General features: G+C 41.0%; 24 protein-coding genes and 2 pseudogenes. 25 read left to right on the top strand and 1 reads right to left on the bottom strand.

Going from position 1 to position 25,034, the window contains the following annotated elements:
- Nucleotides 1-94 precede the first annotated feature (94 nt).
- The 7 genes from O3636_RS03000 to O3636_RS02970 all read left to right on the top strand — a co-directional run bounded on the left by O3636_RS03000 (nt 95) and on the right by O3636_RS02970 (nt 8,681).
- The gene (locus O3636_RS03000) at nt 95-1,756 is read left to right on the top strand and encodes a ribonuclease J (RefSeq protein ID WP_000065616.1); all 1,662 of its coding nucleotides are present in this window, start codon (nt 95-97) and stop codon (nt 1,754-1,756) included.
- 68 nt (nt 1,757-1,824) lie between these two features.
- Complete coding sequence (locus O3636_RS02995) at nt 1,825-2,604, top strand: alpha/beta hydrolase (protein ID WP_371641645.1); 780 nt, start codon at nt 1,825-1,827, stop codon at nt 2,602-2,604.
- A 130-nt stretch (nt 2,605-2,734) separates the two neighbouring features.
- Entirely contained in the window at nt 2,735-3,955 is a 1,221-nt protein-coding gene (locus O3636_RS02990) for an aminoacyltransferase (protein WP_371641643.1), read from the top strand.
- 4 nt (nt 3,956-3,959) lie between these two features.
- Nucleotides 3,960-5,192 carry a peptidoglycan bridge formation alanyltransferase MurN gene (murN, locus tag O3636_RS02985; protein WP_371641641.1) on the top strand — a complete coding sequence of 411 codons (1,233 nt, stop codon included), beginning with the start codon at nt 3,960-3,962 and terminating at the stop codon, nt 5,190-5,192.
- A gap of 78 nt (nt 5,193-5,270) precedes the next feature.
- Nucleotides 5,271-5,972: a M57 family metalloprotease gene (locus O3636_RS02980; protein WP_371641639.1), complete on the top strand. Its 702-nt coding sequence runs from the start codon at nt 5,271-5,273 to the stop codon at nt 5,970-5,972.
- A gap of 38 nt (nt 5,973-6,010) precedes the next feature.
- Nucleotides 6,011-7,858, top strand: coding sequence for an excinuclease ABC subunit UvrC (gene uvrC / locus O3636_RS02975; RefSeq protein ID WP_371641637.1), 1,848 nt, complete (start codon nt 6,011-6,013; stop codon nt 7,856-7,858).
- On the top strand, nt 7,848-8,681 hold the full coding sequence (locus O3636_RS02970; RefSeq protein ID WP_371641635.1) for a metallophosphoesterase: 834 nt from the start codon (nt 7,848-7,850) through the stop codon (nt 8,679-8,681). Before uvrC ends, O3636_RS02970 begins: the two co-directional genes overlap by 11 nt.
- Before the next feature lie 179 nt (nt 8,682-8,860).
- Here O3636_RS02970 and O3636_RS02965 read toward each other — a convergent pair whose 3' ends face one another.
- Entirely contained in the window at nt 8,861-9,661 is an 801-nt protein-coding gene (locus O3636_RS02965) for an amino acid ABC transporter substrate-binding protein (RefSeq protein WP_371641633.1), read from the bottom strand.
- A 170-nt stretch (nt 9,662-9,831) separates the two neighbouring features.
- Between O3636_RS02965 and O3636_RS02960 the strand changes: the two are divergent.
- The 18 genes and pseudogenes from O3636_RS02960 (at nt 9,832) to O3636_RS02875 (ending at nt 25,016) form a co-directional block, all read left to right on the top strand.
- A pseudogene (locus tag O3636_RS02960) lies at nt 9,832-10,424 on the top strand (nitroreductase family protein).
- A 12-nt stretch (nt 10,425-10,436) separates the two neighbouring features.
- Nucleotides 10,437-11,837 (top strand): dipeptidase PepV, encoded by a 1,401-nt coding sequence (gene pepV, locus O3636_RS02955; RefSeq protein WP_371641631.1) that lies wholly within the window; start codon nt 10,437-10,439, stop codon nt 11,835-11,837.
- 53 nt (nt 11,838-11,890) lie between these two features.
- Entirely contained in the window at nt 11,891-12,469 is a 579-nt protein-coding gene (locus O3636_RS02950) for a uracil-DNA glycosylase family protein (RefSeq protein ID WP_371641629.1), read from the top strand.
- A gap of 3 nt (nt 12,470-12,472) precedes the next feature.
- A complete protein-coding gene (locus tag O3636_RS02945) occupies nt 12,473-12,664 on the top strand; it encodes a hypothetical protein (RefSeq protein ID WP_371641627.1) in 192 nt (63 codons plus the stop codon).
- A gap of 10 nt (nt 12,665-12,674) precedes the next feature.
- A complete protein-coding gene (locus O3636_RS02940; protein ID WP_371641625.1) occupies nt 12,675-12,962 on the top strand; it encodes a rhodanese-like domain-containing protein in 288 nt (95 codons plus the stop codon).
- A 170-nt stretch (nt 12,963-13,132) separates the two neighbouring features.
- On the top strand, nt 13,133-14,458 hold the full coding sequence (gene brnQ, locus O3636_RS02935) for a branched-chain amino acid transport system II carrier protein (protein ID WP_371641624.1): 1,326 nt from the start codon (nt 13,133-13,135) through the stop codon (nt 14,456-14,458).
- 97 nt (nt 14,459-14,555) lie between these two features.
- The gene (locus O3636_RS02930) at nt 14,556-15,593 is read left to right on the top strand and encodes a M42 family metallopeptidase (RefSeq protein ID WP_371641622.1); all 1,038 of its coding nucleotides are present in this window, start codon (nt 14,556-14,558) and stop codon (nt 15,591-15,593) included.
- Between the two features lies 1 nt (nt 15,594).
- Nucleotides 15,595-16,065 (top strand): HIT family protein, encoded by a 471-nt coding sequence (locus O3636_RS02925; RefSeq protein WP_371641620.1) that lies wholly within the window; start codon nt 15,595-15,597, stop codon nt 16,063-16,065.
- A 2-nt stretch (nt 16,066-16,067) separates the two neighbouring features.
- Nucleotides 16,068-16,784: an LD-carboxypeptidase LdcB/DacB gene (gene ldcB / locus O3636_RS02920; protein ID WP_371641618.1), complete on the top strand. Its 717-nt coding sequence runs from the start codon at nt 16,068-16,070 to the stop codon at nt 16,782-16,784.
- 122 nt (nt 16,785-16,906) lie between these two features.
- A complete protein-coding gene (gene rplK / locus O3636_RS02915) occupies nt 16,907-17,332 on the top strand; it encodes a 50S ribosomal protein L11 (RefSeq protein ID WP_001085807.1) in 426 nt (141 codons plus the stop codon).
- A 207-nt stretch (nt 17,333-17,539) separates the two neighbouring features.
- Nucleotides 17,540-18,229, top strand: coding sequence for a 50S ribosomal protein L1 (rplA, locus tag O3636_RS02910; protein WP_001085675.1), 690 nt, complete (start codon nt 17,540-17,542; stop codon nt 18,227-18,229).
- 483 nt (nt 18,230-18,712) lie between these two features.
- A pseudogene (locus tag O3636_RS02905) lies at nt 18,713-19,470 on the top strand (class I SAM-dependent methyltransferase).
- Between the two features lie 86 nt (nt 19,471-19,556).
- On the top strand, nt 19,557-20,069 hold the full coding sequence (locus O3636_RS02900) for an adenine phosphoribosyltransferase (protein ID WP_001049318.1): 513 nt from the start codon (nt 19,557-19,559) through the stop codon (nt 20,067-20,069).
- A gap of 182 nt (nt 20,070-20,251) precedes the next feature.
- Entirely contained in the window at nt 20,252-21,196 is a 945-nt protein-coding gene (gene metA, locus O3636_RS02895; protein ID WP_261079226.1) for a homoserine O-succinyltransferase, read from the top strand.
- An 8-nt stretch (nt 21,197-21,204) separates the two neighbouring features.
- On the top strand, nt 21,205-21,882 hold the full coding sequence (locus O3636_RS02890; RefSeq protein ID WP_371641616.1) for a DnaD domain-containing protein: 678 nt from the start codon (nt 21,205-21,207) through the stop codon (nt 21,880-21,882).
- 97 nt (nt 21,883-21,979) lie between these two features.
- Complete coding sequence (gene tpiA / locus O3636_RS02885; protein WP_000087893.1) at nt 21,980-22,738, top strand: triose-phosphate isomerase; 759 nt, start codon at nt 21,980-21,982, stop codon at nt 22,736-22,738.
- A 33-nt stretch (nt 22,739-22,771) separates the two neighbouring features.
- A complete protein-coding gene (gene lytC / locus O3636_RS02880) occupies nt 22,772-24,262 on the top strand; it encodes a choline binding-anchored murein hydrolase LytC (RefSeq protein WP_371641615.1) in 1,491 nt (496 codons plus the stop codon).
- A 235-nt stretch (nt 24,263-24,497) separates the two neighbouring features.
- A complete protein-coding gene (locus tag O3636_RS02875) occupies nt 24,498-25,016 on the top strand; it encodes a DNA starvation/stationary phase protection protein (RefSeq protein ID WP_371641613.1) in 519 nt (172 codons plus the stop codon).
- Nucleotides 25,017-25,034: the final 18 nt, after the last annotated feature.

Below are 25,034 nucleotides of genomic sequence, written 5' to 3'. Positions count from 1 at the left end.
AAGAGATTTTCGAAGAGTATAAAAGTAATAGTGCTTTTAGAATAAGAGGGTAAGTAACCCTATAATCAAGATAAACAAAGCTTTCGGAGGAAAAATGAGTAATATCAGTTTAACAACACTTGGTGGTGTACGTGAAAACGGGAAAAATATGTATATCGCTGAAATCGATGGATCTATTTTTGTTTTGGATGCAGGTCTGAAATACCCTGAAAATGAACAACTAGGGGTGGATGTGGTCATTCCCAATATGGACTACCTTTTTGAAAATAGCGACCGTATCGCTGGGGTCTTCTTGACCCACGGACATGCGGATGCTATTGGTGCTCTGCCTTATCTCTTGGCTGAAGCCAAGGTCCCTGTATTTGGGTCTGAGCTGACCATTGAGTTGGCCAAACTCTTTGTCAAAGGAAATGACACAGTTAAGAAATTCAATGATTTCCATGTCATTGATGAGGATACGGAGATTGATTTTGGAGGAACTGTGGTGTCCTTCTTCCGTACGACCCACTCTATTCCAGAAAGTCTGGGTGTGGTCTTGAAGACAGCTGAAGGTAGTATTGTTTACACAGGTGACTTCAAATTTGACCAGACAGCTAGTGAATCTTATGCGACAGACTTCGCTCGCTTGGCAGAAATCGGTCGTGATGGAGTTCTAGCTCTTCTTAGCGATTCAGCCAATGCAGATAGCAATGTCCAAGTGGCTAGCGAAAGTGAAGTTGGGGACGAGATCACTCAAACCATTTCGGACTGGGATGGTCGTATCATTGTTGCAGCAGTAGCCAGCAACCTCTCTCGTATCCAGCAGGTGTTTGACGCTGCGGATGCAACAGGCCGTCGTGTGGTCTTGACAGGATTCGATATTGAAAATATTGTCCGTACTGCTATTCGCCTTAAGAAATTGTCTCTAGCTAACGAGAGTCTTTTGATTAAGCCGAAAGATATGTCTCGCTTTGAGGATCATGAGTTGATTATCCTTGAGACAGGTCGTATGGGTGAGCCTATCAACGGTCTTCGAAAGATGTCGATTGGTCGCCATCGTTATGTGGAAATCAAGGACGGTGACCTGGTCTATATCGTAACGACTCCATCTATCGCCAAAGAAGCAGTCATGGCGCGTGTGGAAAACATGATTTACCAAGCTGGCGGGGTTGTCAAACTGATCACCCAAAGCTTGCGTGTGTCAGGTCACGGAAATGCGCGTGATTTGCAGTTGATGATTAATCTCTTGCAACCCAAGTATCTCTTTCCAATTCAAGGGGAATACCGTGAGTTGGATGCCCATGCTAAGGCGGCTATGGCAGTTGGGATGTTGCCAGAACGCATTTTTATCCCTAAAAAGGGAACCAGCATGGCTTATGAGAATGGGGACTTTGTTCCAGCTGGAGCGGTTTCGGCAGGCGATGTCTTGATTGATGGAAATGCCATCGGTGATGTTGGCAATGTGGTTCTTCGTGACCGTAAGGTCTTGTCAGAGGATGGCATTTTCATCGTAGCTATCACAGTTAACCGTCGTGAGAAGAAAATTGTGGCCAAGGCTCGTGTTCATACGCGCGGATTTGTTTATCTCAAGAAGAGCCGTGATATTCTCCGTGAAAGTTCAGAATTGATTAACCAGACGGTAGAAGACTATCTTCAAGGAGATGACTTTGACTGGGCAGATCTCAAAGGGAAGGTTCGTGATAATCTGACCAAGTATCTCTTTGACCAAACCAAACGTCGTCCAGCTATTTTACCAGTAGTCATGGAAGCAAAATAATCGTTGAAATAAACAGAGAGAAAGTCGAATTTCGGCTTTTTCTTATCGGAAAATAGAAGGAGCAAATCATGGCAGTAATGAAAATTGAGTATTACTCACAAGTCTTGGATATGGAGTGGGGAGTGAATGTCCTCTATCCCGATGCCAATCGAGTGGAAGAACCAGAGTGTAAAGATATTCCCGTCTTGTACCTCTTGCACGGGATGTCTGGTAATCATAATAGTTGGCTCAAGCGGACTAATGTAGAACGCTTACTTCGGGGGACTAATCTCATTGTCATTATGCCCAATACTAGCAATGGTTGGTACACTGATACTCAGTATGGTTTTGATTATTACACAGCTCTGGCAGAGGAATTGCCAGAGGTTTTAAAACGCTTCTTCCCTAATATGACTAGCAAGCGTGAAAAGACCTTTATCGCTGGTCTCTCTATGGGAGGTTACGGCTGTTTTAAACTGGCTCTTGCTACAAATCGTTTCTCTCGTGCAGCTAGCTTTTCAGGCGCCCTTAGTTTTCAAGATTTTTCTCCTGAAAGCCAAAATCTGGGGACACCAGCTTACTGGAGAGGTGTTTTTGGAGAGATTAAAGATTGGACAACTAGTCCCTATTCCCTTGAAAGTCTGGCTAAAAAATCGGATAAAAAGACCAAGCTGTGGGCTTGGTGTGGCGAACAGGATTTCTTGTACGAAGCCAATAATCTAGCAGTTAAAAACCTCAAAAAAATGGGATTTGATGTGACCTATAGCCATAGCGCTGGAACCCATGAGTGGTACTACTGGGAAAAACAATTGGAACGTTTTTTAGCAACCCTACCAATTGATTTCAAATTAGAAGAGAGATTGAGTTAGTTTTTTATAAATGAACCACTATTTATAGTTATTCTTGGATTTAAAACAATGCTGGAAGTCTGTTTTCACTAGACTTTTCAAACGAAAGTAGTAGAATAGTAATAAGATATTGGAGGAAAGAGAGTAAGAAATGTACCGTTATCAAATTGGCATTCCCACATTAGAATATGATCAGTTTGTCAAAGAACATGAATTAGCTAATGTATTACAAAGCAGTGCTTGGGAAAAAGTGAAATCTGATTGGGATCATGAGAGATTTGGTGTCTATGAAGAGGGGAAGTTACTGGCTGTGGCTAGTATTCTCATAAAATCTCTTCCTTTAGGCTATAAAATGTTTTATATTCCAAGAGGTCCCATATTGGATTACAGGGATACGGAACTCTTGAGTTTTGTCATTCAGTCCATTAAGTCTTATGCTCGCAGTAAGAGAGCTATTTTTGTGACTTTTGATCCAAGTATTTGTCTATCTCAACATTTGGTCAATCAAGATAAAAGAGAATATCCTGAAAATCTTGCTATTGTTGAGATTTTAGGGCAATTAGGAGTGAAATGGTCTGGGCGGACAACCGAGATGGATGACACCATTCAGCCTCGTATTCAGGCGAAAATATATAAGGAAAATTTTGAAGAAGATAAACTTTCTAAATCAACGAGGCAAGCTATCCGAACAGCACGAAACAAAGGGCTTGAGATTCAATATGGTGGACTGGAACTATTAGATTCATTTTCGGAGTTGATGAAAAAAACTGAGAAGCGAAAAGAGATTCATTTAAGAAACGAAGCCTATTATAAAAAATTATTAGATAACTTCAAAGAAGATTCCTATATCACGCTAACGAGTTTGGATGTTTCTAAGCGTTTAAGAGAATTAGAAGAACAGTTAGAAAAAAATAGAGTAGTTGCAGAAAAATTTAATGATGCAACCAAACCTTCAAAAATTCAGGAAAATATAAAAGAAAAAGAACGTTTAGAAGAGGAAATAGATTTCTTGCAGGGATATATGAATATGGGAAAATCAAACATTCCGTTAGCGGCTACTTTGAGTTTGGAATTTGGTACTACCTCTGTCAATCTATATGCTGGTATGGATGATGATTTTAAACGTTACAATGCACCAATTTTAACTTGGTATGAAACGGCTCGCTATGCCTTTGAGCGAGGTATGTTGTGGCAAAATTTAGGTGGTGTTGAAAACTCTCTAAATGGTGGACTTTATCATTTTAAGGAAAAATTTAATCCAACGATTGAAGAATATTTGGGAGAATTTACAATGCCTACCCATCCTCTCTATCCTCTGTTAAGACTTGCTCTTGATTTCCGTAAAACATTAAGAAAAAAACATAGAAAGTAAGTATATGGCACTAACTACACTCACGAAAGAAGAGTTTCAAGCTTATTCTGGTCAGGTTTCTTCTCGTTCCTTTATGCAATCGGTCCAGATGGGGGACTTATTAGAAAAAAGAGGGGCTCGAATTGTTTATCTTGCTTTGAAACAAGAAGGAGAGATTCAAGTTGCAGCTCTGGTTTATAGCTTGCCCATGCTGGGTGGTCTGCATATGGAGCTAAATTCGGGGCCGATTTATACCCAACAAGATGCTCTTCCAGTTTTTTATGCGGAGTTAAAAGAATATGCCAAGCAAAATGGTGTATTAGAGTTGCTTGTAAAACCTTATGAAACTTATCAAACTTTTGATAGTGAAGGTAATCCAATAGATACTGAGAAAAAAAGTATCATTCAAGGTTTAACTGATTTAAGTTATCAATTTGATGGATTGACAAGAGGTTATCCAGGTGGAGAACCAGATTGGTTATACTATAAAGATTTGACTGAATTAACTGAAAAGAATTTGCTTAAAAGTTTTAGCAAAAAGGGTAAACCCTTGGTGAAAAAGGCTGAAACGTTTGGCATTCGGTTGAAAAAGTTAAAACGTGAAGAACTATCGATTTTTAAGAATATAACTAAAGAAACCTCTGAACGTAGAGAATATAGTGATAAAAGTTTAGAATACTATGAGCACTTTTATGATTCATTTGGAGAACAAGCGGAGTTTCTCATAGCAACCTTGAATTTTTCGGACTATATGAGCAAATTGCAAGGTGAACAAAGTAAACTAGAAGAAATCTTGGACAAGTTGCGACTTGATTTGAGTAAAAATCCTCATTCTGAGAAAAAACAAAATCAACTGAGAGAATATTCTAGTCAATTTGAAACGTTTGAAGTTCGAAAAGCAGAAGCGCGAGACTTGATTGAAAAATATGGAGAAGAAGATATTGTTTTAGCCGGGAGTTTATTTGTTTATATGCCTCAGGAAACGACTTATCTCTTTAGTGGTTCTTACACTGAGTTTAATAAGTTCTATGCCCCTGCACTGCTTCAAAAATATGTTATGTTGGAAAGCATAAAACGTGGAATACCTAAATACAACTTCCTAGGCATTCAAGGGATTTTTGATGGTAGTGATGGTGTTTTGCGTTTTAAACAAAATTTTAATGGCTATATTGTACGTAAAGCAGGAACTTTCCGTTATCATCCATCGCCTTTAAAATACAAAGCTATTCAGTTATTCAAAAAAATATTAGGACGTTAAGATGAAAAAGTCAGTATTTAGCTTTCTTTCAGCTTGTTTTAGTAAAATAATTTTTATTTGCTAGAAAGGTGGAGGGACATGCGCTGGCTTTTTCGTTTGATAGGGGCTTTCTTTTCTTTTGTGTGGCGTTTGTTTTGGCGCTTGGTTTGGATTGTTTTGCTTTTATGCACTCTTGCTTTTGGATTTCTCTGGTATCTGAACGGGGATTTTCAAGGAGCGTTGAAGCAGGCAGAGCGGTCAGTCAAGATTGGTCAACAAAGTATCGACCAATGGGAAAGAACAGGGCAACTGCCTAAGTTGAACCAGACAGATAGCCACCAGCATTCTGAAGGAAGGTGGCCACAGGCCTCTGCTCGTATTTATCTGGATCCGCAGATGGATTCACGCTTTCAAGAGGCATATTTAGAAGCGATTCAGAATTGGAATCAAACTGGTGCTTTTAACTTTGAAATTGTCACCGAGTCCAGCAAGGCAGATATCTTGGCTACTGAGATGAATGATGGAGGCACTCCTGTGGCAGGAGAGGCGGAAAGTCAGACCAATCTCTTAACGGGTCAATTCTTGTCTGTAACGGTGCGTCTGAATCATTATTATTTGTCCAATCCAGACTATGGCTATTCCTATGAGCGAATTGTCCATACGGCAGAACATGAGTTGGGGCATGCGATTGGCTTGGACCATACAGATGAGAAGTCTGTGATGCAACCTGCAGGTTCCTTTTATGGTATCCAGGAAGAGGATGTTGAAAGACTTCGAAAATTATATGAGACCAATGAGTAGGGGACTATCTTTCCCTACTTTTTTGCTATAATGGAATTATGAACAACTTGATTAAATCAAAACTAGAGCTCTTGCCGACCAGCCCTGGTTGTTACATTCACAAGGATAAAAACGGCACCATTATCTATGTAGGAAAGGCAAAAAATCTGCGTAACCGCGTGAGATCTTATTTCCGTGGGAGTCACGATACCAAGACAGAGGCCTTGGTGTCTGAAATTGTGGATTTTGAATTTATCGTTACGGAGTCCAATATTGAGGCACTTCTCCTAGAAATCAACTTGATCAAGGAAAACAAGCCCAAATACAATATCATGCTCAAGGATGACAAGTCCTATCCTTTCATCAAGATTACCAATGAACGCTATCCTCGTTTGATTATCACCCGTCAGGTCAAGAAGGACGGCGGTCTCTACTTTGGACCTTATCCAGATGTGGGGGCAGCCAATGAAATCAAGCGACTGCTGGATCGGATATTCCCTTTTCGCAAGTGTACAAACCCACCGTCTAAGGTCTGTTTTTACTACCATATCGGCCAATGTATGGCCCATACCATCTGTAAGAAAGATGAGGCCTATTTCAAGTCCATGGCCCAGGAGGTCTCTGATTTCCTAAAAGGGCAGGATGACAAAATTATCGATGAACTCAGGGGCAAGATGGCAACGGCAGCCCAGGCTATGGAATTTGAACGTGCGGCGGAATACCGTGACCTGATTCAGGCTATTGGAACACTTCGAACCAAGCAACGGGTCATGGCTAAGGATCTCCAAAATCGTGATGTCTTTGGCTACTATGTGGATAAGGGCTGGATGTGTGTACAGGTTTTCTTTGTTCGTCAGGGCAAGCTTATTGAGCGCGATGTCAATCTTTTCCCTTATTATAATGATCCGGATGAGGACTTTCTAACCTATGTAGGACAATTCTATCAAGAAAAATCTCATCTAGTTCCTAATGAGGTATTGATTCCGCAGGATATCGATGAAGAAGCTGTCAAGGCTTTGGTGGATACCAAGATTCTCAAACCTCAACGTGGAGAGAAAAAACAACTGGTCAATCTAGCTATAAAAAATGCCCGTGTTAGTCTGGAGCAGAAGTTCAATCTGCTAGAAAAATCTGTCGAAAAGACCCAAGGAGCTATTGAAAATCTAGGACGTTTGCTCCAAATTCCGACTCCAGTTCGCATCGAGTCCTTCGATAACTCCAACATCATGGGTACCAGTCCTGTTTCGGCTATGGTGGTCTTTGTTAACGGAAAGCCTAGTAAGAAGGATTACCGTAAGTATAAAATCAAGACTGTGGTTGGGCCAGACGATTATGCCAGTATGCGAGAGGTCATTCGCAGGCGTTATGGTCGAGTACAGCGTGACGGTTTGACTCCTCCAGATTTGATTGTCATTGATGGGGGGCAAGGTCAAGTCAATATCGCCAAGCAGGTCATCCAAGAAGAACTTGGCTTGGATATTCCCATTGCAGGTCTGCAAAAGAATGACAAGCACCAAACCCATGAATTGCTCTTTGGAGATCCGCTTGAGGTGGTGGAGTTGTCTCGCAATTCTCAGGAATTTTTCCTCCTCCAACGCATTCAAGATGAGGTGCACCGTTTTGCCATCACCTTCCACCGCCAACTGCGCTCAAAAAATTCTTTTTCATCACAACTGGATGGGATTGAAGGTCTGGGACCTAAACGCAAGCAAAATCTCATGAGGCATTTCAAGTCTCTGATCAAAATCAAGGAAGCCAGTGTGGATGAAATTATCGAAGTTGGTGTGCCTAGAGCAGTAGCAGAGGCTGTGCAGAGGAAGTTGAACCCGCAGGAAGAAGAGGAATTAGCTCAAGTGGCGGAAGAAAGAGTAGATTACCAAACGGAAGGAAACCACAATGAAACATAAAATCGCAATTTTATCAGACATTCATGGCAATGCAACAGCTTTAGAAGCAGTGATTGCAGATGCTAAAACTCAAGGAGCCAGTGAATATTGGCTTATGGGAGACATTTTCCTCCCTGGTCCAGGCGCAAATGACTTAGTCGCCCTGCTAAAGGACCTTCCTATCACAGCCAGTGTTCGAGGAAATTGGGATGATTGTGTCCTTGAGTCCTTGGATGGTGAATACGGTTTGGAAGATCCACAAGAAATCCAATCGATGCGAATGACCCAGTTTTTGATGGAGCGAATGGATCCTGCAACGATTGTCTGGCTACGAAGCTTGCCTATGCTGGAAAAGAAAGAAGTTGAGGGACTGCGCTTTTCTATCTCTCATAATTTACCTGACAAAAACTATGGTGGGGATCTACTGGTTGAGAATGATACAGATAAATTTGACCAATTGCTAGATGCGGAAACGGACGTGGCAGTCTATGGTCATGTTCACAAGCAATTGCTTCGTTATGGAAGTCAGGGGCAACAAATCATCAATCCAGGTTCGATTGGTATGCCCTATTTTAATTGGGAGGCGTTAAAAAATCACCGTGCCCAGTATGCCGTGATAGAAGTTGAAGATGGGGAATTGGTAAATATCCTATTTCGTAAAGTCGCTTATGACTACGAAGCGGAGTTGGAATTGGCCAAGTCCAAGGGGCTTCCCTTTATCGAAATGTATGAAGAGCTACGAAGAGAAGACAACTATCAGGGGCACAATCTAGAATTTTTAGCTAGCTTAATAGAAAAGCATGGGTATGTAGAGGATGTGAAGGATTATTTTGATTTTTTGTAAAAGTTTCCTAAAATAACCAATGCAAACTAAAAACGATTGGCTGGCCCAATCGCTTTTAATATATCTTATACTCAATGAAAATCAAAGAGCAAACTAGGAAGCTAGCCGTAGGCTGCTCAAAACACTGTTTTGAGGTTGCAGATAGAGCTGACGTGGTTTGAAGAGATTTTCGAAGAGTATTATTGTAATTGAGATTTATCTGGAAGGTAAGAGCCACCTAGATAGGTATTGCTGAGTTTTTCAAGTGTTCCATCTTGATAGAGTTCTTTGAGTGCTTTATCAAATTGCTCTTTAAACTCTTTCTGGTCGCTTGAGAAAATGATATAGTTGCTGGGACTATCAGCAGAAGGCAAGTCAACAAGAGAAAGGTCCAAACCACGGTCCTTGATAATCTTTTGAACGGATACCTTGTCAAAAACGAGGAAATCAAATTCACCGTTAGAGAGGTCTAGGATTCGTTTACCAATATCCTCGCCAGAAAAATCGATGGTAGCAGGATTGTCAGTGTGTTTCTGATTCCAGTTATTGATGAATTGAGCGTTTGAAGTTCCGGTATCTTCTTGCGTTGTTTTACCAGCAATTTGGTCAAGTGAAGTCAAAGGATTTTTCTTGTTGCTGACGAGGACGAGGGGGTTGTTCGAAATTGGAAGTGAGTAGAGGTATTTTTCAGCACGATCTTCTGTGTAACTCAGGTTGTTGGCCGCAGCCTGATAGTGACCAGAATCAAGTCCTGGAAAGATACTCTCCCAGGCAGTTCTTTGGAATTGAATCTCGTAGTCACTGAGTTTTTCATCCACTGCTTTTAGAACTTCTATATCGAAGCCTGTCAAATTTCCCTTATCTTCGTAGTCAAATGGTGGCACGTCGCCAGCTGTAGCAACGACGATTGCCTTTTGAGAATTAGTCTCTTTGGGTGTGGATTGATTCCCACAGGCAACTAAAAAGGGGATGATGGCTAGTAATAGGCTGAATTTTTTCATAATATCTCCATTCAAATGTAAAGTACTTGCTAGTTTATCAGAAACTTTCCTGATGAACCAGTATATATTTTTTATGGTTGTGATAAAAAAACTTAATCATGAAAAATCCCTGCAAGCTCTTTCAAAATATGGTAAAATGGAAGCAGTAGAATTAGAAAAGGAAATCGATTATGAAATTTCTTGAATTAAATAAAAAACGTCATGCGACCAAGCATTTCACTGATAAGCCAGTGGATCCCAAAGATGTGCGTACGGCTATCGAAATTGCAACCTTGGCCCCAAGTGCCCACAACAGCCAGCCTTGGAAATTTGTAGTGGTACGTGAGAAAAATGCCGAACTAGCAAAATTGGCTTACGGTTCAAACTTTGAACAGGTATCATCAGCGCCTGTAACCATTGCCCTGTTTACAGACACAGATTTGGCTAAACGCGCTCGTAAGATTGCTCGTGTTGGTGGTGCTAACAATTTCTCAGAAGAACAACTTCAATATTTTATGAAGAATTTGCCCGTTACAATGAACAACAAGTCAGCGACTACCTAGCCCTCAATGCAGGTTTGGTTGCTATGAACTTGGTTCTGGCTCTTACAGACCAAGGAATCGGATCAAATCTGATTCTTGGTTTTGACAAATCAAAAGTCAACGAAGTTTTGGATATCGAAGACCGCTTCCGCCCAGAACTCTTGATTACAGTGGGTTATACAGACGAGAAATTGGAACCAAGTTACCGCTTGCCAGTAGATGAAATCATCGAGAAAAGATAGAAGGAAGATAATATGACAACAATTGATTTTACAGCAGAAGTAGAAAAACGCAAAGAAGACCTCTTGGCTGACTTGTTTAGCCTTTTAGAAATCAACTCTGAACGTGATGACAGCAAGGTTGATGCTGAGCATCCATTTGGACCTGGGCCGGTAAAAGCCTTGGAAAAATTTCTTGAAATCGCAGATCGTGATGGTTATCCAACTAAAAATGTTGACAACTACGCAGGACATTTTGAATTTGGTGATGGAGAAGAAGTTCTCGGAATCTTTGCCCACATGGACGTGGTGCCTGCTGGTAGTGGTTGGGACACAGATCCTTACACACCAACTATTAAAGATGGTCGCCTTTATGCGCGTGGAGCTTCTGATGATAAGGGACCTACAACAGCTTGTTACTATGGCTTGAAAATTATCAAAGAATTGGGTCTTCCAACTTCTAAGAAAGTTCGCTTCATTGTCGGAACTGATGAAGAATCAGGCTGGGCAGATATGGACTACTACTTCGAGCACGTAGAACTTGCCAAACCAGATTTTGGTTTCTCTCCAGACGCTGAATTCCCAATCATCAATGGTGAAAAAGGAAACATCACAGAATACCTCCACTTTGCAGGTGAAAATGCAGGTGCTGCCCGTCTTCATAGCTTCACAGGTGGTTTGCGTGAAAATATGGTGCCTGAATCAGCAACAGCAGTTGTTTCAGGCGACTTGGCTGACTTGCAAGCTAAACTAGATGCCTTTGTTGCAGAACACAAACTTAGAGGAGAACTCCAAGAAGAAAACGGTCAATACAAGGTGACGATCATTGGTAAATCAGCCCATGGTGCTATGCCTGCTTCAGGTGTCAATGGTGCGACTTACCTAGCTCTCTTCCTTAGCCAGTTTGACTTTGCTGGTCCAGCCAAAGACTACCTAGACATCGCTGGAAAAATTCTTTTGAACGACCACGAGGGGGAAAATCTCAAGATTGCCCATGTGGATGAAAAGATGGGTGCTCTTTCTATGAATGCGGGTGTCTTCCGCTTTGATGAAGCAAGTGCTGACAATACCATTGCCCTCAATATCCGTTATCCAAAAGGAACAAGTCCAGAGCAAATCAAGTCAATCCTTGAAAACTTGCCAGTTGCTTCTGTTAGCCTTTCTGAACACGGTCACACCCCTCACTATGTACCAATGGAAGATCCACTTGTGCAAACCTTGTTGAATGTTTATGAAAAACAAACTGGTCTTAAAGGTCACGAGCAAGTCATCGGTGGTGGAACCTTTGGTCGCTTGCTCGAACGTGGTGTTGCCTACGGAGCCATGTTCCCAGACTCAATTGACACCATGCACCAAGCCAATGAATTTATCGCCTTGGACGATCTTTTCCGAGCAGCAGCAATCTATGCCGAAGCTATTTATGAATTGATCAAATAAAACGATAGAAGTCTGAGATTTTATGCTTAGACTTCTTTTTGGAGGGAAAGTAGATGTCTCAAATTGAAAAAATCAAGCAGGCTATCATGGCGGATTCGCAGAATGCCAGCTATACCGAACGTGGAATAGAACCTCTCTTTGCAGCGCCAAAGACTGCTCGCATCAATATCATCGGTCAGGCACCGGGACTTAAAACACAAGAAGCAGGCCTTTATTGGAAGGATAAGAGTGGTGACCGCTTGCGTGACTGGCTAGGTGTGGATGAAGATACCTTTTACAATTCAGGCTATTTCTCAGTTTTGCCCATGGATTTCTACTTTCCGGGGCATGGCAAGTCAGGTGACCTGCCACCGAGAACTGGCTTTGCCGAAAAATGGCATCCGCAACTCTTGCAAGAATTACCAGATATTCAATTGACCCTCTTGATTGGCCAGTATGCCCAAGCCTACTATTTACAGGAGAAAATCAGTGGCAAGGTGACAGAACGGGTAAAACATTACCAGAACTACTTACCAACCTATTTTCCACTAGTTCACCCCTCACCGCGAAATCAAATCTGGATGGCCAAAAATCCTTGGTTTGAGGCAGAAGTAGTGCCAGACTTGAAAAAAAGAATTAAAACCATTTTATAGTCAATGAAAATCAAAGAGCAAACTAGGAAGCTAGCCGCAGGCTGCTCAAAGTACAGCTTTGAGGTTGCAGATAAAACTGACGAAGTCAGCTCAAAACACTGTTTTGAGGTTGTGGATAAAACTGACGAAGTTAGTAACCATACCTACGATAAGGCGACGCTGACGTGGTTTGAAGAGATTTTCGAAGAGTATTAGGAGAAAAAGAATGAAAGAAATAACCTTTGACGCATTTTACCAGCTTTACCAAAACGACCGACTTTCTTTAGTGGACGTGAGAGAAGTGGATGAGTTTGAAGCTCTTCATTTAGAAGGCGCCTACAACCTGCCACTTAGTCAATTGGCTGATACCTATGATCAGTTGGATAAGGACCAGTTACATTATGTCATTTGCAAATCTGGGATGAGATCAGCGCGTGCTTGTCAATTTTTAGCTGAACAAGGCTATGAGGTTATCAATGTTCAAGGTGGTATGACTGCCTTTGAAGAACTCTAAACATTAGAATTTTCTCCTACTTGGTGTGGACTGGGTAGGGGATTTTATTTTTAGATAATTCTCATTTTTAAGAATCTTGAAAACATTCAATATTTACTTCGTGAAGCTTTTTTCATACTCCTATTCATGATATACTAGGTCAGTATTTTATAAATATGAAGGAGATTTTCATGGCTAAAAAAGGTGCCCTAACAGGTTTGCTCCTGTTTGGAATATTTTTTGGTGCGGGGAACTTGATTTTTCCGCCTTCTCTAGGTGCTCTATCTGGAGAACATTTTCTTCCTGCCATCGCAGGTTTTGTCTTTTCAGGCGTTGGTATCGCCGTCTTGACTCTTATTATTGGAACGTTAAATCCTAAAGGATATATCTACGAGATTTCAACAAAGATAGCGCCTTGGTTTGCGACTCTTTACCTCTCAGTTCTTTACTTGTCAATCGGTCCATTCTTTGCTATCCCACGTACTGCTACAACAGCTTACGAAGTAGGGATAAGCCCCCTTTTGTCGGATGCAAATAAAGGTCTTGGTTTGATTGTCTTTACAGTTCTGTATTTTGCAGCAGCCTATTTGATTTCGCTTAATCCATCAAAAATCTTAGACCGTATCGGCCGTATTTTAACACCAGTCTTTGCGATTTTGATCGTTATCTTGGTTGTTCTGGGAGCTTTCAAATACGGTGGAACAAGTCCTCAAGCCGCTTCAGCTGCTTATCAAGCTTCTGCTTTTGGTACGGGTTTCCTAGAAGGTTATAATACTTTGGACGCCCTTGCCTCAGTTGCCTTTAGCGTAATCGCAGTTCAAACCTTGAAACAACTTGGATTTTCAAGTAAGAAAGAATACATTTCAACTATTTGGGTGGTTGGTATCGTTGTTGCCCTTGCCTTCAGCGCTCTTTACATCGGTTTAGGTTTCCTTGGAAATCATTTCCCGGTACCAGCTGAAGCGATGAAGGGTGGAACACCAGGTGTTTACATCTTGTCACAAGCTACTCAAGAAATTTTTGGTTCAACAGCTCAACTCTTCCTTGCAGCTATGGTTACCGTAACCTGCTTCACAACAACAGTTGGTTTGATTGTGTCTACAGCTGAGTTCTTTAATGAGCGCTTCCCGCAAATCAGTTACAAGGTTTATGCGACAGCCTTTACCTTGATTGGATTTGCCATTGCCAATTTGGGTCTTGATGCGATTATCAAGTACTCAATTCCAGTACTGGTTATCTTGTACCCAATCACGATTGCTATCGTTATGATTGTCATTGTCAACAAATTTGTGGCCCTTTCAAAACCAGGTATGCAGTTGACAATTGCTGTTGTTACAGCTATTGCCATTGCAAGCGTACTAGGAAGCTCATTTAAGGTTGAGTTTCTTGCAAACTTTGTCAATGCTCTTCCTTTTGCCAAGGCATCACTCCCATGGTTGGTACCAGCCGTTGTCGGAATCTTGCTCTCATTGGTTCTACCAAACAAGCAAGAAAGCGATGTTTTTGAAATGGAATAATCACTGAAATCACTTTTGTAGCCAAGTCTACAGGAGTGATTTTCTTTTTTTATCCGATGATAAATGTGTTATAATAGGTAGCAAAAGAGGTGAAGAAATGAATCAAACAGTAGAATATATCAAAGAACTGACAGCCATCGCATCGCCAACTGGCTTCACTCGTGAGATTTCAGACTATTTAGTCAAGACTCTAGAAGCTTTTGGTTACCAGCCGGTTCGCACAGCCAAGGGCGGTGTCAATGTGACCATCAAAGGTCAAAATGATGAAGAGCATCGCTATGTGACTGCCCATGTAGATACGCTTGGTGCTATTGTCCGTGCTGTCAAACCAGACGGCCGTCTCAAAATGGACCGTATCGGTGGTTTTCCTTGGAACATGATTGAAGGAGAAAACTGTACCGTTCATGTGGCTAGCACAGGTCAAAAGGTATCAGGTACCATCCTTATCCACCAAACTTCTTGCCATGTCTACAAGGATGCAGGAACTGTAGAACGCACGCAGGACAATATGGAAGTGCGTTTGGATGCAAAAGTGACCAATGAAAAAGAAACTCGTGCCTTGGGGATTGAGGTCGGTGATTTTATCAGCTTTGACCCACGAACTGTCGTGACAGAGACAGGTTTTATCAAGTCTCGTCATTTGGATGACAAGGTCAGCGCAGCGATTTTGCTTAACCTGCTTCGTATTTATAAGGAAGAGAAGATTGAGTTGCCAGTAACAACCCATTTTGCTTTTTCAGTCTTTGAAGAAGTGGGACACGGTGCAAACTCTAATATCCCTGCTCAGGTAGTAGAATATCTAGCTGTGGATATGGGAGCTATGGGGGATGATCAGCAAACAGATGAGTACACAGTGTCCATCTGTGTCAAGGATGCTTCAGGTCCTTATCACTATGACTTCCGTCAACATTTGGTGACCTTGGCTAAAAACCAAGATATTCCATTCAAGCTGGATATTTATCCGTTTTATGGTTCGGACGCTTCAGCGGCTATGTCTGCAGGTGCAGAAGTCAAACATGCTCTTCTAGGTGCTGGTATCGAGTCTAGCCATTCTTATGAGCGTACTCATATTGACTCGGTGGTTGCAACAGAGCGTATGGTCGATGCCTATCTTAAGAGTAGTTTGGTAGACTAATATGTGCCTGATTTGCCAGAGAATTGAGCTCATCAAGAAGGGAGAAAATGCCTATTTTGTCAAAGAGTTGGAAACAGGCTATCTTGTGATTGGAGACCACCAGTATTTTGAAGGCTATAGTCTCTTTCTAGCCAAGGAGCATGTCAGCGAATTGCACCATTTGAAAAAGGAGACAAGACTCCGTTTTCTAGAAGAAATGAGTTTAGTCCAAGAGGCAGTTGCCAAGGCCTTTGCTGCTGAGAAAATGAATATCGAACTGCTAGGAAATGGCGATGCCCATCTTCACTGGCATCTGTTTCCTAGACGAACAGGTGATATGAATGGTCACGGTCTCAATGGACGTGGACCAGTCTGGTGGGTCCCCTTTGAAGAAATGACAGCAGAACCCTACCAAGCAAAAACGGATGAGATTAAAAGATTAGTCAAACGTTTATCGTCAGAAGTAGATAAACTATTAGAAATAAAGGAGTAAAGATGAAAAAAAGATACCTAGTCTTGACAGCCTTGCTAGCCTTGAGTCTAGCAGCTTGTTCACAAGAAAAAACAAAAAATGAAGATGGCGCAACTAAGACAGAACAAACAGCCAAAGCTGATGGAGCAGTCGGCAGTAAATCTCAGGGAGCTGCCCAGAAAAAAGTAGAAGTGGTTAACAAAGGAGACTACTACAGCATCCAAGGGAAATACGATGAAATCATCGTAGTAAATAAACATTATCCTTTGTCTAAAGACTATAATCCAGGGGAAAATCCAACAGCCAAGGCAGAGTTGGTCAAACTCATCAAAGCTATGCAAGAGGCAGGTTTCCCCATTAGCGACCATTACAGTGGCTTTAGAAGTTATGCAACTCAGACCAAGCTCTATCAAGATTATGTCAATCAAGATGGGAAAGAAGCTGCCGACCGTTATTCTGCCCGTCCTGGCTATAGCGAGCACCAGACAGGCTTGGCTTTTGATGTGATTGGGACAAATGGTGATTTGGTGACAGAAGAAAAAGCGGCCCAATGGCTCTTGGATCATGCGGCTGATTATGGTTTTGTTGTCCGTTATCTCAAAGGCAAGGAAAAGGAAACAGGCTATATGGCTGAGGAATGGCACCTTCGTTATGTCGGAAAAGAAGCTAAAGAAATTGCTGAGAGTGGTCTCAGTTTGGAAGAATACTATGGATTTGAAGGCGGAGATTACGTCGATTAAAAAATAAACTTTTCTCTTGCAATTTCAGATAAATAGTGTATAATAGATGGGTATGTGAAAAGCATACTTGTGGGAGGTAAAAATCTTTAATTACCGCCAAAACCACAAAGGAGGATTTAAAAATGGCTAAAAAAGTCGAAAAACTTGTAAAATTGCAAATCCCTGCTGGTAAAGCTACACCAGCTCCACCGGTTGGACCTGCTCTTGGTCAAGCTGGTATCAACATCATGGGATTCACAAAAGAGTTCAACGCTCGTACAGCTGACCAAGCTGGTATGATTATTCCAGTTGTTATCTCAGTTTACGAAGATAAATCATTTACTTTCATCACTAAAACACCACCAGCTGCTGTTCTTTTGAAAAAAGCTGCAGGTGTTGAAAAAGGATCAGGTACACCTAACAAAACTAAAGTTGCTACAGTTACTCGTGCGCAAGTACAAGAAATTGCAGAAACTAAGATGCCAGATTTGAACGCAGCAAACGTAGAGTCTGCAATGCGTATGATCGAAGGTACTGCTCGTTCTATGGGATTCACTGTTGTTGACTAATCAATAACACAGTAGAAAATCTCACAGCAGTCTATTAGTTGCTTTTCATACTAGGCAAGTGACTGATGCTTGTACTTGGGTACAGCAAGGGAACTTAACGACGTAGGAAAAGAAAAATAATAGACTGATAACCCGCAAGACTTCATCATTTCGAGGAGTGACGTGGGAGATGAAAATCGATTGAACCACTTACAAGGAGAATAGAAAATGGCTAAAAAAAGCAAACAACTTCGTGCTGCTCTTGAGAAAATCGACAGCACAAAAGCATACAGCGTAGAAGAAGCTGTGGCACTTGCAAAAGAAACTAACTTTGCAAAATTTGACGCAACTGTAGAAGTTGCTTACAACTTGAACATCGACGTTAAAAAAGCTGATCAACAAATCCGTGGAGCAATGGTATTGCCAAACGGTACTGGTAAAACTTCACGCGTTCTTGTTTTCGCACGTGGTGCAAAAGCTGAAGAAGCAAAAGCTGCTGGTGCAGACTTTGTTGGTGAAGATGACCTTGTTGCTAAAATCAACGACGGTTGGTTGGACTTCGACGTAGTTATCGCTACACCTGACATGATGGCTCTTGTTGGACGTCTTGGACGTGTCCTTGGACCACGTAACTTGATGCCAAACCCTAAAACTGGTACTGTGACAATGGATGTTGCTAAAGCAGTTGAAGAGTCTAAAGGTGGTAAAATCACTTACCGTGCTGACCGTGCAGGTAACGTTCAAGCTATCATCGGTAAAGTATCATTTGAAGCTGAAAAATTGGTTGAAAACTTCAAAGCTTTCAACGAAACAATCCAAAAAGCAAAACCAGCTACAGCTAAAGGAACTTACGTAACAAACTTGACTATCACAACTACTCAAGGTGTTGGTATCAAAGTTGACGTAAACTCACTTTAATCAGTAGTTTATATCAGAGAACGAGTACGAAAGTGCTCGTTTTTTTGGCGTACGACGGGCATGTCGTACATCTGAGGTGTAAGTCCTCGGTGGGCACCTGCTACCGGTGAACCCAATAGCGATTCCCAAGCCTGACTATTGTGAGGTAGCGGATTAAAACGGTCTGGGGATAGACCGTTTTAAGTCTGACGTTGGAAATTAGAACCGTCAGAGGAAGGGATAGCGAAATCGTGGCTCTACGAACAGGAAGGTGGAGGTTCGTATAGCGGATGAAGATGAGAGCAATTCCAAAGTACAAAAATAGTCGTAACCTGAATGTGTAAATGATGGGAGAAGTTGAATTCGAACTAGAGAGGTAATAATAAATTTATGCTATAGTCATGGTGCTTGTATGCTTTTGATTCTAGTTTATCAAAAAATAGATTAGAATTGTTAGACAATATCATTTTATGTTATAATGAAGAAAAAAACAGAGGTGTTCAAATGTCAGAAGCAGGTCATAAGTTTTTAGCAAAACTGGGGAAAAAACGCTTACGTCCAGGTGGAAAACGTGCCACAGATTGGTTAATTGCAGAAGGAGGATTTTCAAAAGAAAAGAGAATACTAGAGGTTGCGTGTAATAGGGGAACTACAGCAATTGAGTTGGCACAGCGTTTTGGTTGTAAGATAACTGCTGTTGATATGGATGCTCAAGCTTTAGAAGTGGCTAAAAAATCTGCTGAAACGGCAGGTGTTGCTCATTTAATCAGTTTTGAAAGAGCGAATGCAATGAAACTTCCTTATGAAGATGCTAGTTTTGATATTGTTATAAATGAAGCTATGCTGACTATGCAAGCCGATCAAGCTAAGAAAAAATGTGTAATGGAATATCTAAGAGTTTTAAAACCTGAAGGTCTTCTCTTGACACATGATGTGCTTCTTAAGGAAGCTAAAGAGTCTGTCAGACAGGAATTGTCACAAGTAATTCATGTAAATGTAGGTCCTTTAACTCAAGATGGTTGGGAAGAGGTGATGATAGAATCAGGTTATTGTGATGTGAAAGTATTGACTGGTGAAATGACATTAATGAAATTATCAGGTATGATTTATGACGAAGGTTGGCTAGGAACTTTGAAAATTTGTGTAAATGCTTGTAAAAAGGAGAATAGAAAGCAGTTTTTATTATGTATAAAATGTTTGCTAAGAATAAACAGAACTTGGGCTTTATTGCTATGGCTAGTCATAAATCGTCAAATCGTTAGATAATTATTGAAGTTAACTTTTCCTTTTTTCTTTCTTAAAAAATATGCTATAATAGAGAGTAAAAAACTTTGAAAGAAAGAAAAAGATGAATTTAAAAGATTACATTGCAACAATTGAAAATTATCCAAAGGAAGGGATTACCTTCCGTGATATCAGTCCTTTGATGGCTGATGGGAATGCTTATAGCTACGCTGTTCGTGAAATCGTTCAGTATGCGACTGACAAGAAAATTGACATGATTGTAGGTCCTGAGGCTCGTGGATTTATCGTGGGCTGTCCAGTTGCCTTTGAGTTGGGAATTGGTTTTGCACCTGTTCGTAAACCAGGTAAATTGCCACGTGAAGTTATTTCTGCTGACTATGAAAAAGAGTACGGTGTTGATACCTTGACTATGCATGCTGACGCTATTAAGCCAGGTCAACGTGTTCTTATCGTAGATGACCTCTTGGCAACAGGTGGAACTGTTAAGGCAACTATCGAGATGATTGAAAAACTTGGTGGTGTTGTAGCAGGTTGTGCCTTCCTTGTTGAATTGGATGAATTGAACGGTCGTGAAAAAATCGGTGACTACGATTACAAGGTTCTTATGCATTATTAATGAAAAACAGTCCCTAGGGCTGTTTTCTCTACATTAGGATATAAAAACAGACTATAGCTAGTTAGAGAAAAACTATAATTGAAAACTATATCTTCTTGCAGTATAATAAAAGGACTAAGTGTTTGAGATTTGGCTTCAAACATATGCAATTATTCCTGAAAGAGTACAGTTAGGAGAGGGTTATGCCGATTCGAATTGATAAAAAATTACCAGCTGTTGAGATTTTACGGACAGAGAACATCTTTGTCATGGATGATCAACGTGCTGCCCACCAAGATATCCGCCCTTTGAAGATTTTAATTTTAAATCTCATGCCACAAAAAATGGTCACAGAAACCCAATTGTTACGCCATTTGGCCAATACACCCCTGCAACTGGATATTGATTTTCTCTATATGGAAAGCCATCGTTCTAAGACAACTCGTTCAGAACACATGGAGACCTTTTATAAAACCTTCCCAGAAGTTAAGGATGAGTATTTTGATGGGATGATTATCACGGGTGCTCCAGTTGAGCATTTACCATTTGAGGAAGTGGACTATTGGGAGGAATTTAGTCAAGTAATCGAGTGGTCCAAGACCCATGTCTATTCGACACTTCATATCTGTTGGGGGGCTCAGGCGGGGCTTTATCTGCGCTATGGTGTAGAAAAATACCAGATGGACAGTAAGTTATCAGGTATTTATCCTCAGGACACCCTAAAAGAGGGTCACCTTCTCTTTAGAGGTTTTGACGATAGCTACGTATCTCCTCATTCACGGCACACGGAGATTTCTAAGGAAGAAGTCTTAAACAAAACCAATCTTGAAATTTTATCAGAGGGGCCTCAGGTTGGGGTTTCGATTTTGGCCAGTCGTGATTTACGAGAAATTTATAGTTTTGGGCATTTGGAATATGACCGTGATACCTTAGCAAAAGAGTATTTCCGAGATCGTGATGCAGGTTTGGATCCACATATTCCAGAAAATTACTTTAAGGATGATGATGTCAATCAGGTACCTTGTCTTTGTTGGTCTTCATCAGCAGCCCTCTTTTTCAGTAACTGGGTAAACTATGCGGTCTATCAGGAGACGCCTTTTGACTGGAGAAAGATAGAAGATGATGCATCTGCATATGGATATTTATAAGAGGAATTATGACATATTTAGACGCTTTTAAATCAGGGAACTTGGTTTTACCGAGTGTCCTGCTCTTGCATTTTAAGGAACTCTTTCCTTCTAGCGACGATTTTCTAGTCTGGCAATTTTTCTATTTGCAAAATACGACAGGCTTGGAAGAAATGTCTCCAAGTCAGATTGCTGACAGGATTGGCAAGGAAATTTCGGATGTCAATCAGGCTATTTCTAATCTGACGGAAAGGGGACTGCTTCAGTATCGAACGATTGAATTGAATGGTGAAATCGAATTGCTTTTTGATGCTAGTTTGGCTTTGGAACGTTTGGATGACTTACTTGGAGTCGCTCATTCAAGTTCAGACCAGTTGACACCTCAAAATCAGCTCAAGGATTTGGTGGAAACCTTCCAGCAGGAGTTGGGGCGCTTATTGACTCCTTTTGAAATTGAGGATTTGACCAAGACGCTAAAGGAAGATGGAACCAGTGCTGACTTGATTAAGGAAGCTCTTCGTGAAGCTGTTTTGAATGGAAAAGCAAATTGGAAGTACATTCAGGCCATTTTGAGAAATTGGCGCCATGAAGGTATCAAGAGTGTGGCTCAAATCGAGGCTAAGCGGGCAGAAAGAGAAGCAAGCAATCCTCAGTTGACACAGGTATCGGCAGATTTCAGAAATGCCATGGATCTTTGGAAGGATTAATCCATGCAAGCAGGCTTGAAATCCGAGTAAGATTTGCAAGCTGTGTCTAATTGTGATAAAATAAATAGAAAATAAATTGAAAAAAGAGGTATGTGAAATGTCACGTAAACCATTTATCGCTGGTAACTGGAAAATGAACAAAAATCCAGAAGAAGCTAAAGCATTCGTTGAAGCAGTTGCGTCAAAACTTCCTTCATCAGATCTTGTTGAAGCAGGTATCGCTGCTCCAGCTCTTGATTTGACAACTGTTCTTGCTGCTGCAAAAGGTTCAAACCTTAAAGTTGCTGCTCAAAACTGCTACTTTGAAAATGCAGGTGCTTTCACTGGTGAAACTAGCCCACAAGTTTTGAAAGAAATCGGTACTGACTACGTTGTTATCGGTCACTCAGAACGCCGTGACTACTTCCATGAAACTGACGAAGATATCAACAAAAAAGCAAAAGCAATCTTTGCGAACGGTATGCTTCCAATCATCTGTTGTGGTGAGTCACTTGAAACTTACGAAGCTGGTAAAGCTGCTGAATTCGTAGGTGCTCAAGTATCTGCTGCATTGGCTGGATTGACTGCTGAACAAGTTGCTGCCTCAGTTATCGCTTATGAGCCAATCTGGGCTATCGGTACTGGTAAATCAGCTTCACAAGACGATGCACAAAAAATGTGTAAAGTTGTTCGTGACGTTGTAGCTGCTGACTTCGGTCAAGAAGTTGCAGACAAAGTTCGTGTTCAATACGGTGGTTCTGTTAAACCTGAGAACGTTGCTTCATACATGGCTTGTCCAGACGTTGACGGTGCCCTTGTAGGTGGTGCGTCACTTGAAGCAGAAAGCTTCTTGGCTTTGCTTGACTTTGTAAAATAATCAGTAGCAAAAGCTAGGTGGAACAGCATTCAGGTGCCTGTTCCATTTTTTATAGGAGAGGAAAGATTGAAAACAAAATTTGTATGTATAGGGCTAGCAAGTCTTTGCTTACTTGGCGCAAGAGTTTCAGGAATTGCGGCAGATGAAACAAGTGGAAGCACAGTTTCAGAAAAATCTAGTCTATCAACAGGAACTTCATCAACTAGTAGCAATGAACAGAGAAACAGTGTCTCTGCCCACTGGGATGGGGATTATTATGTAAAGGCTGATGGTTCTAAAGCTCAAAGTGAATGGATTTTTGACAACTACTATAAGGCTTGGTTTTATATTAATTCAGATGGTCGTTACGCGCAGAATGAATGGCATGGAAATTACTACCTGAAATCAGGTGGATATATGGCCCAAAACGAGTGGATCTATGACAGTAATTACAAGAGTTGGTTTTATCTCAAGTCAGATGGGGCTTATGCTCATCAAGAATGGCAATTGCTTGGAAATAAGTGGTATTACTTCAAGGAGTGGGGTTACATGGCTAAAAGCCAATGGCAAGGAAGTTATTTCTTGAATGGTCAAGGTGCCATGATGCAAAATGAATGGCTTTATGATCCGGCTTATTCTGCTTATTTTTATCTAAAATCCGATGGAACTTATGCCAACCAAGAGTGGCAAAAAGTGGGCGGTAAATGGTACTATTTTAAGAAGTGGGGTTATATGGCTCGGAATGAGTGGCAAGGAAACTACTATTTGACTGGAAGTGGTGCCATGGCGACTGACGAAGTGATTATGGATGGTGCTCGCTATATCTTTGCGGCCTCTGGTGAGCTCAAAGAAAAGAAAGATTTGAATGTCGGCTGGGTTCACAGAGATGGTAAACGCTATTTCTTTAATAATAGAGAAGAGCAAGTTGGAACCGAACATGCTAAGAAAGTTATTGATATTAGTGAGCACAATGGCCGTATCAATGATTGGAAAAAGGTTATTGATGAAAATGAAGTAGATGGTGTCATTGTTCGTCTAGGTTATAGCGGTAAAGAAGACAAGGAATTGGCGCATAACATTAAGGAGTTAAATCGTCTGGGAATTCCTTATGGTGTCTATCTCTATACCTATGCTGAAAATGAGACCGATGCTGAGAATGATGCTAATCAAACCGTTGAACTCTTGAAAAAATACAAGATGAACTTGTCTTACCCTATCTACTACGATGTTGAGAACTGGGAATATGGCAATAAGACCAAGAGAGCTCCCAGTGATACTGGAACCTGGGTCAAGATTATCAACAAGTATATGGCAACAATGAAACAGGCTGGTTATCAAAATGTGAATGTTTATAGCTACCGTCAACTTTTGCAAACTCGTTTGAATCATCCTGATATTTTACAACATGTCAATTGGGTTGCTGCTTATACTGATGCGCTTGATTGGACAAATCCTCATTATTCAGGTGAAAAAGGATGGCAATATACCTCATCTGAATACTTAAAAGGAATTCGTGGTCGTGTTGACGTCAGCGTTTGGTATTAAGATATAAGTTTGAGAAAGGAGTGTGCAAGAAAATTGCATCCCCTTTTTCTTTATTTTGTCGCAGTTAAGAGAGTTTGAAAGGGACTGTGTTTTATTCTAAAAATTCTTAAATTATCAGTCTATTGCAACTTTTCTCATGTGAGTCATTTGGCTTGCTATTGGTTTTCCTTAGTAGTATACTAAGGTAGTAATCAGTAAGAAGTGGTTACAAATAATAATGAATGAGGTAAAGAAAATGGTAGAATTGAAGAAAGAAGCAGTAAAAGATGTAACATCATTGACAAAAGCAGCGCCAGTAGCATTGGCAAAAACTAAGGAAGTCTTGAACCAAGCTGTTGCTGATTTGTATGTAGCCCACGTTGCTTTGCACCAAGTGCACTGGTATATGCGTGGTCGTGGTTTCCTTGTATGGCATCCAAAAATGGATGAGTACATGGAAGCTCTTGATGGTCAATTGGATGAAATTAGCGAACGCTTGATTACACTTGGTGGTAGCCCATTCTCAACTTTGACAGAATTCCTTCAACACAGTGAAATCGAAGAAGAAGAAGGAGAATTCCGTAACGTTGAAGAAAGCTTGGAACGTGTTCTAGCTATTTATCGCTACCTCATCACTCTTTTCCAAAAAGCTTTGGATGTGACTGACGAAGAAGGCGATGATGTTACAAACGATATCTTTGTTGGTGCTAAGGCTGAACTTGAGAAAACAGTTTGGATGATTGCAGCAGAACTTGGACAAGCACCTGGTTTGTAAGAAATAGAATAATCATAT

It is taken from the genome of Streptococcus sp. 27098_8_76, from assembly GCF_041432315.1.
Classification (GTDB): Bacteria; Bacillota; Bacilli; order Lactobacillales; family Streptococcaceae; genus Streptococcus.
This window is presented reverse-complemented; position numbering and strand designations above follow the sequence as displayed.

Coding starts and splice junctions, on each gene's coding strand:
- O3636_RS03000 (WP_000065616.1), top strand. CDS start 95: ATGAGTAATATCAGTTTAACAACACTTGGTGGTGTACGTGAAAACGGG.
- O3636_RS02995 (WP_371641645.1), top strand. CDS start 1,825: ATGGCAGTAATGAAAATTGAGTATTACTCACAAGTCTTGGATATGGAG.
- O3636_RS02990 (WP_371641643.1), top strand. CDS start 2,735: ATGTACCGTTATCAAATTGGCATTCCCACATTAGAATATGATCAGTTT.
- murN (WP_371641641.1), top strand. CDS start 3,960: ATGGCACTAACTACACTCACGAAAGAAGAGTTTCAAGCTTATTCTGGT.
- O3636_RS02980 (WP_371641639.1), top strand. CDS start 5,271: ATGCGCTGGCTTTTTCGTTTGATAGGGGCTTTCTTTTCTTTTGTGTGG.
- uvrC (WP_371641637.1), top strand. CDS start 6,011: ATGAACAACTTGATTAAATCAAAACTAGAGCTCTTGCCGACCAGCCCT.
- O3636_RS02970 (WP_371641635.1), top strand. CDS start 7,848: ATGAAACATAAAATCGCAATTTTATCAGACATTCATGGCAATGCAACA.
- O3636_RS02965 (WP_371641633.1), bottom strand. CDS start 9,661: ATGAAAAAATTCAGCCTATTACTAGCCATCATCCCCTTTTTAGTTGCC.
- pepV (WP_371641631.1), top strand. CDS start 10,437: ATGACAACAATTGATTTTACAGCAGAAGTAGAAAAACGCAAAGAAGAC.
- O3636_RS02950 (WP_371641629.1), top strand. CDS start 11,891: ATGTCTCAAATTGAAAAAATCAAGCAGGCTATCATGGCGGATTCGCAG.
- O3636_RS02945 (WP_371641627.1), top strand. CDS start 12,473: ATGAAAATCAAAGAGCAAACTAGGAAGCTAGCCGCAGGCTGCTCAAAG.
- O3636_RS02940 (WP_371641625.1), top strand. CDS start 12,675: ATGAAAGAAATAACCTTTGACGCATTTTACCAGCTTTACCAAAACGAC.
- brnQ (WP_371641624.1), top strand. CDS start 13,133: ATGGCTAAAAAAGGTGCCCTAACAGGTTTGCTCCTGTTTGGAATATTT.
- O3636_RS02930 (WP_371641622.1), top strand. CDS start 14,556: ATGAATCAAACAGTAGAATATATCAAAGAACTGACAGCCATCGCATCG.
- O3636_RS02925 (WP_371641620.1), top strand. CDS start 15,595: ATGTGCCTGATTTGCCAGAGAATTGAGCTCATCAAGAAGGGAGAAAAT.
- ldcB (WP_371641618.1), top strand. CDS start 16,068: ATGAAAAAAAGATACCTAGTCTTGACAGCCTTGCTAGCCTTGAGTCTA.
- rplK (WP_001085807.1), top strand. CDS start 16,907: ATGGCTAAAAAAGTCGAAAAACTTGTAAAATTGCAAATCCCTGCTGGT.
- rplA (WP_001085675.1), top strand. CDS start 17,540: ATGGCTAAAAAAAGCAAACAACTTCGTGCTGCTCTTGAGAAAATCGAC.
- O3636_RS02900 (WP_001049318.1), top strand. CDS start 19,557: ATGAATTTAAAAGATTACATTGCAACAATTGAAAATTATCCAAAGGAA.
- metA (WP_261079226.1), top strand. CDS start 20,252: ATGCCGATTCGAATTGATAAAAAATTACCAGCTGTTGAGATTTTACGG.
- O3636_RS02890 (WP_371641616.1), top strand. CDS start 21,205: ATGACATATTTAGACGCTTTTAAATCAGGGAACTTGGTTTTACCGAGT.
- tpiA (WP_000087893.1), top strand. CDS start 21,980: ATGTCACGTAAACCATTTATCGCTGGTAACTGGAAAATGAACAAAAAT.
- O3636_RS02875 (WP_371641613.1), top strand. CDS start 24,498: ATGGTAGAATTGAAGAAAGAAGCAGTAAAAGATGTAACATCATTGACA.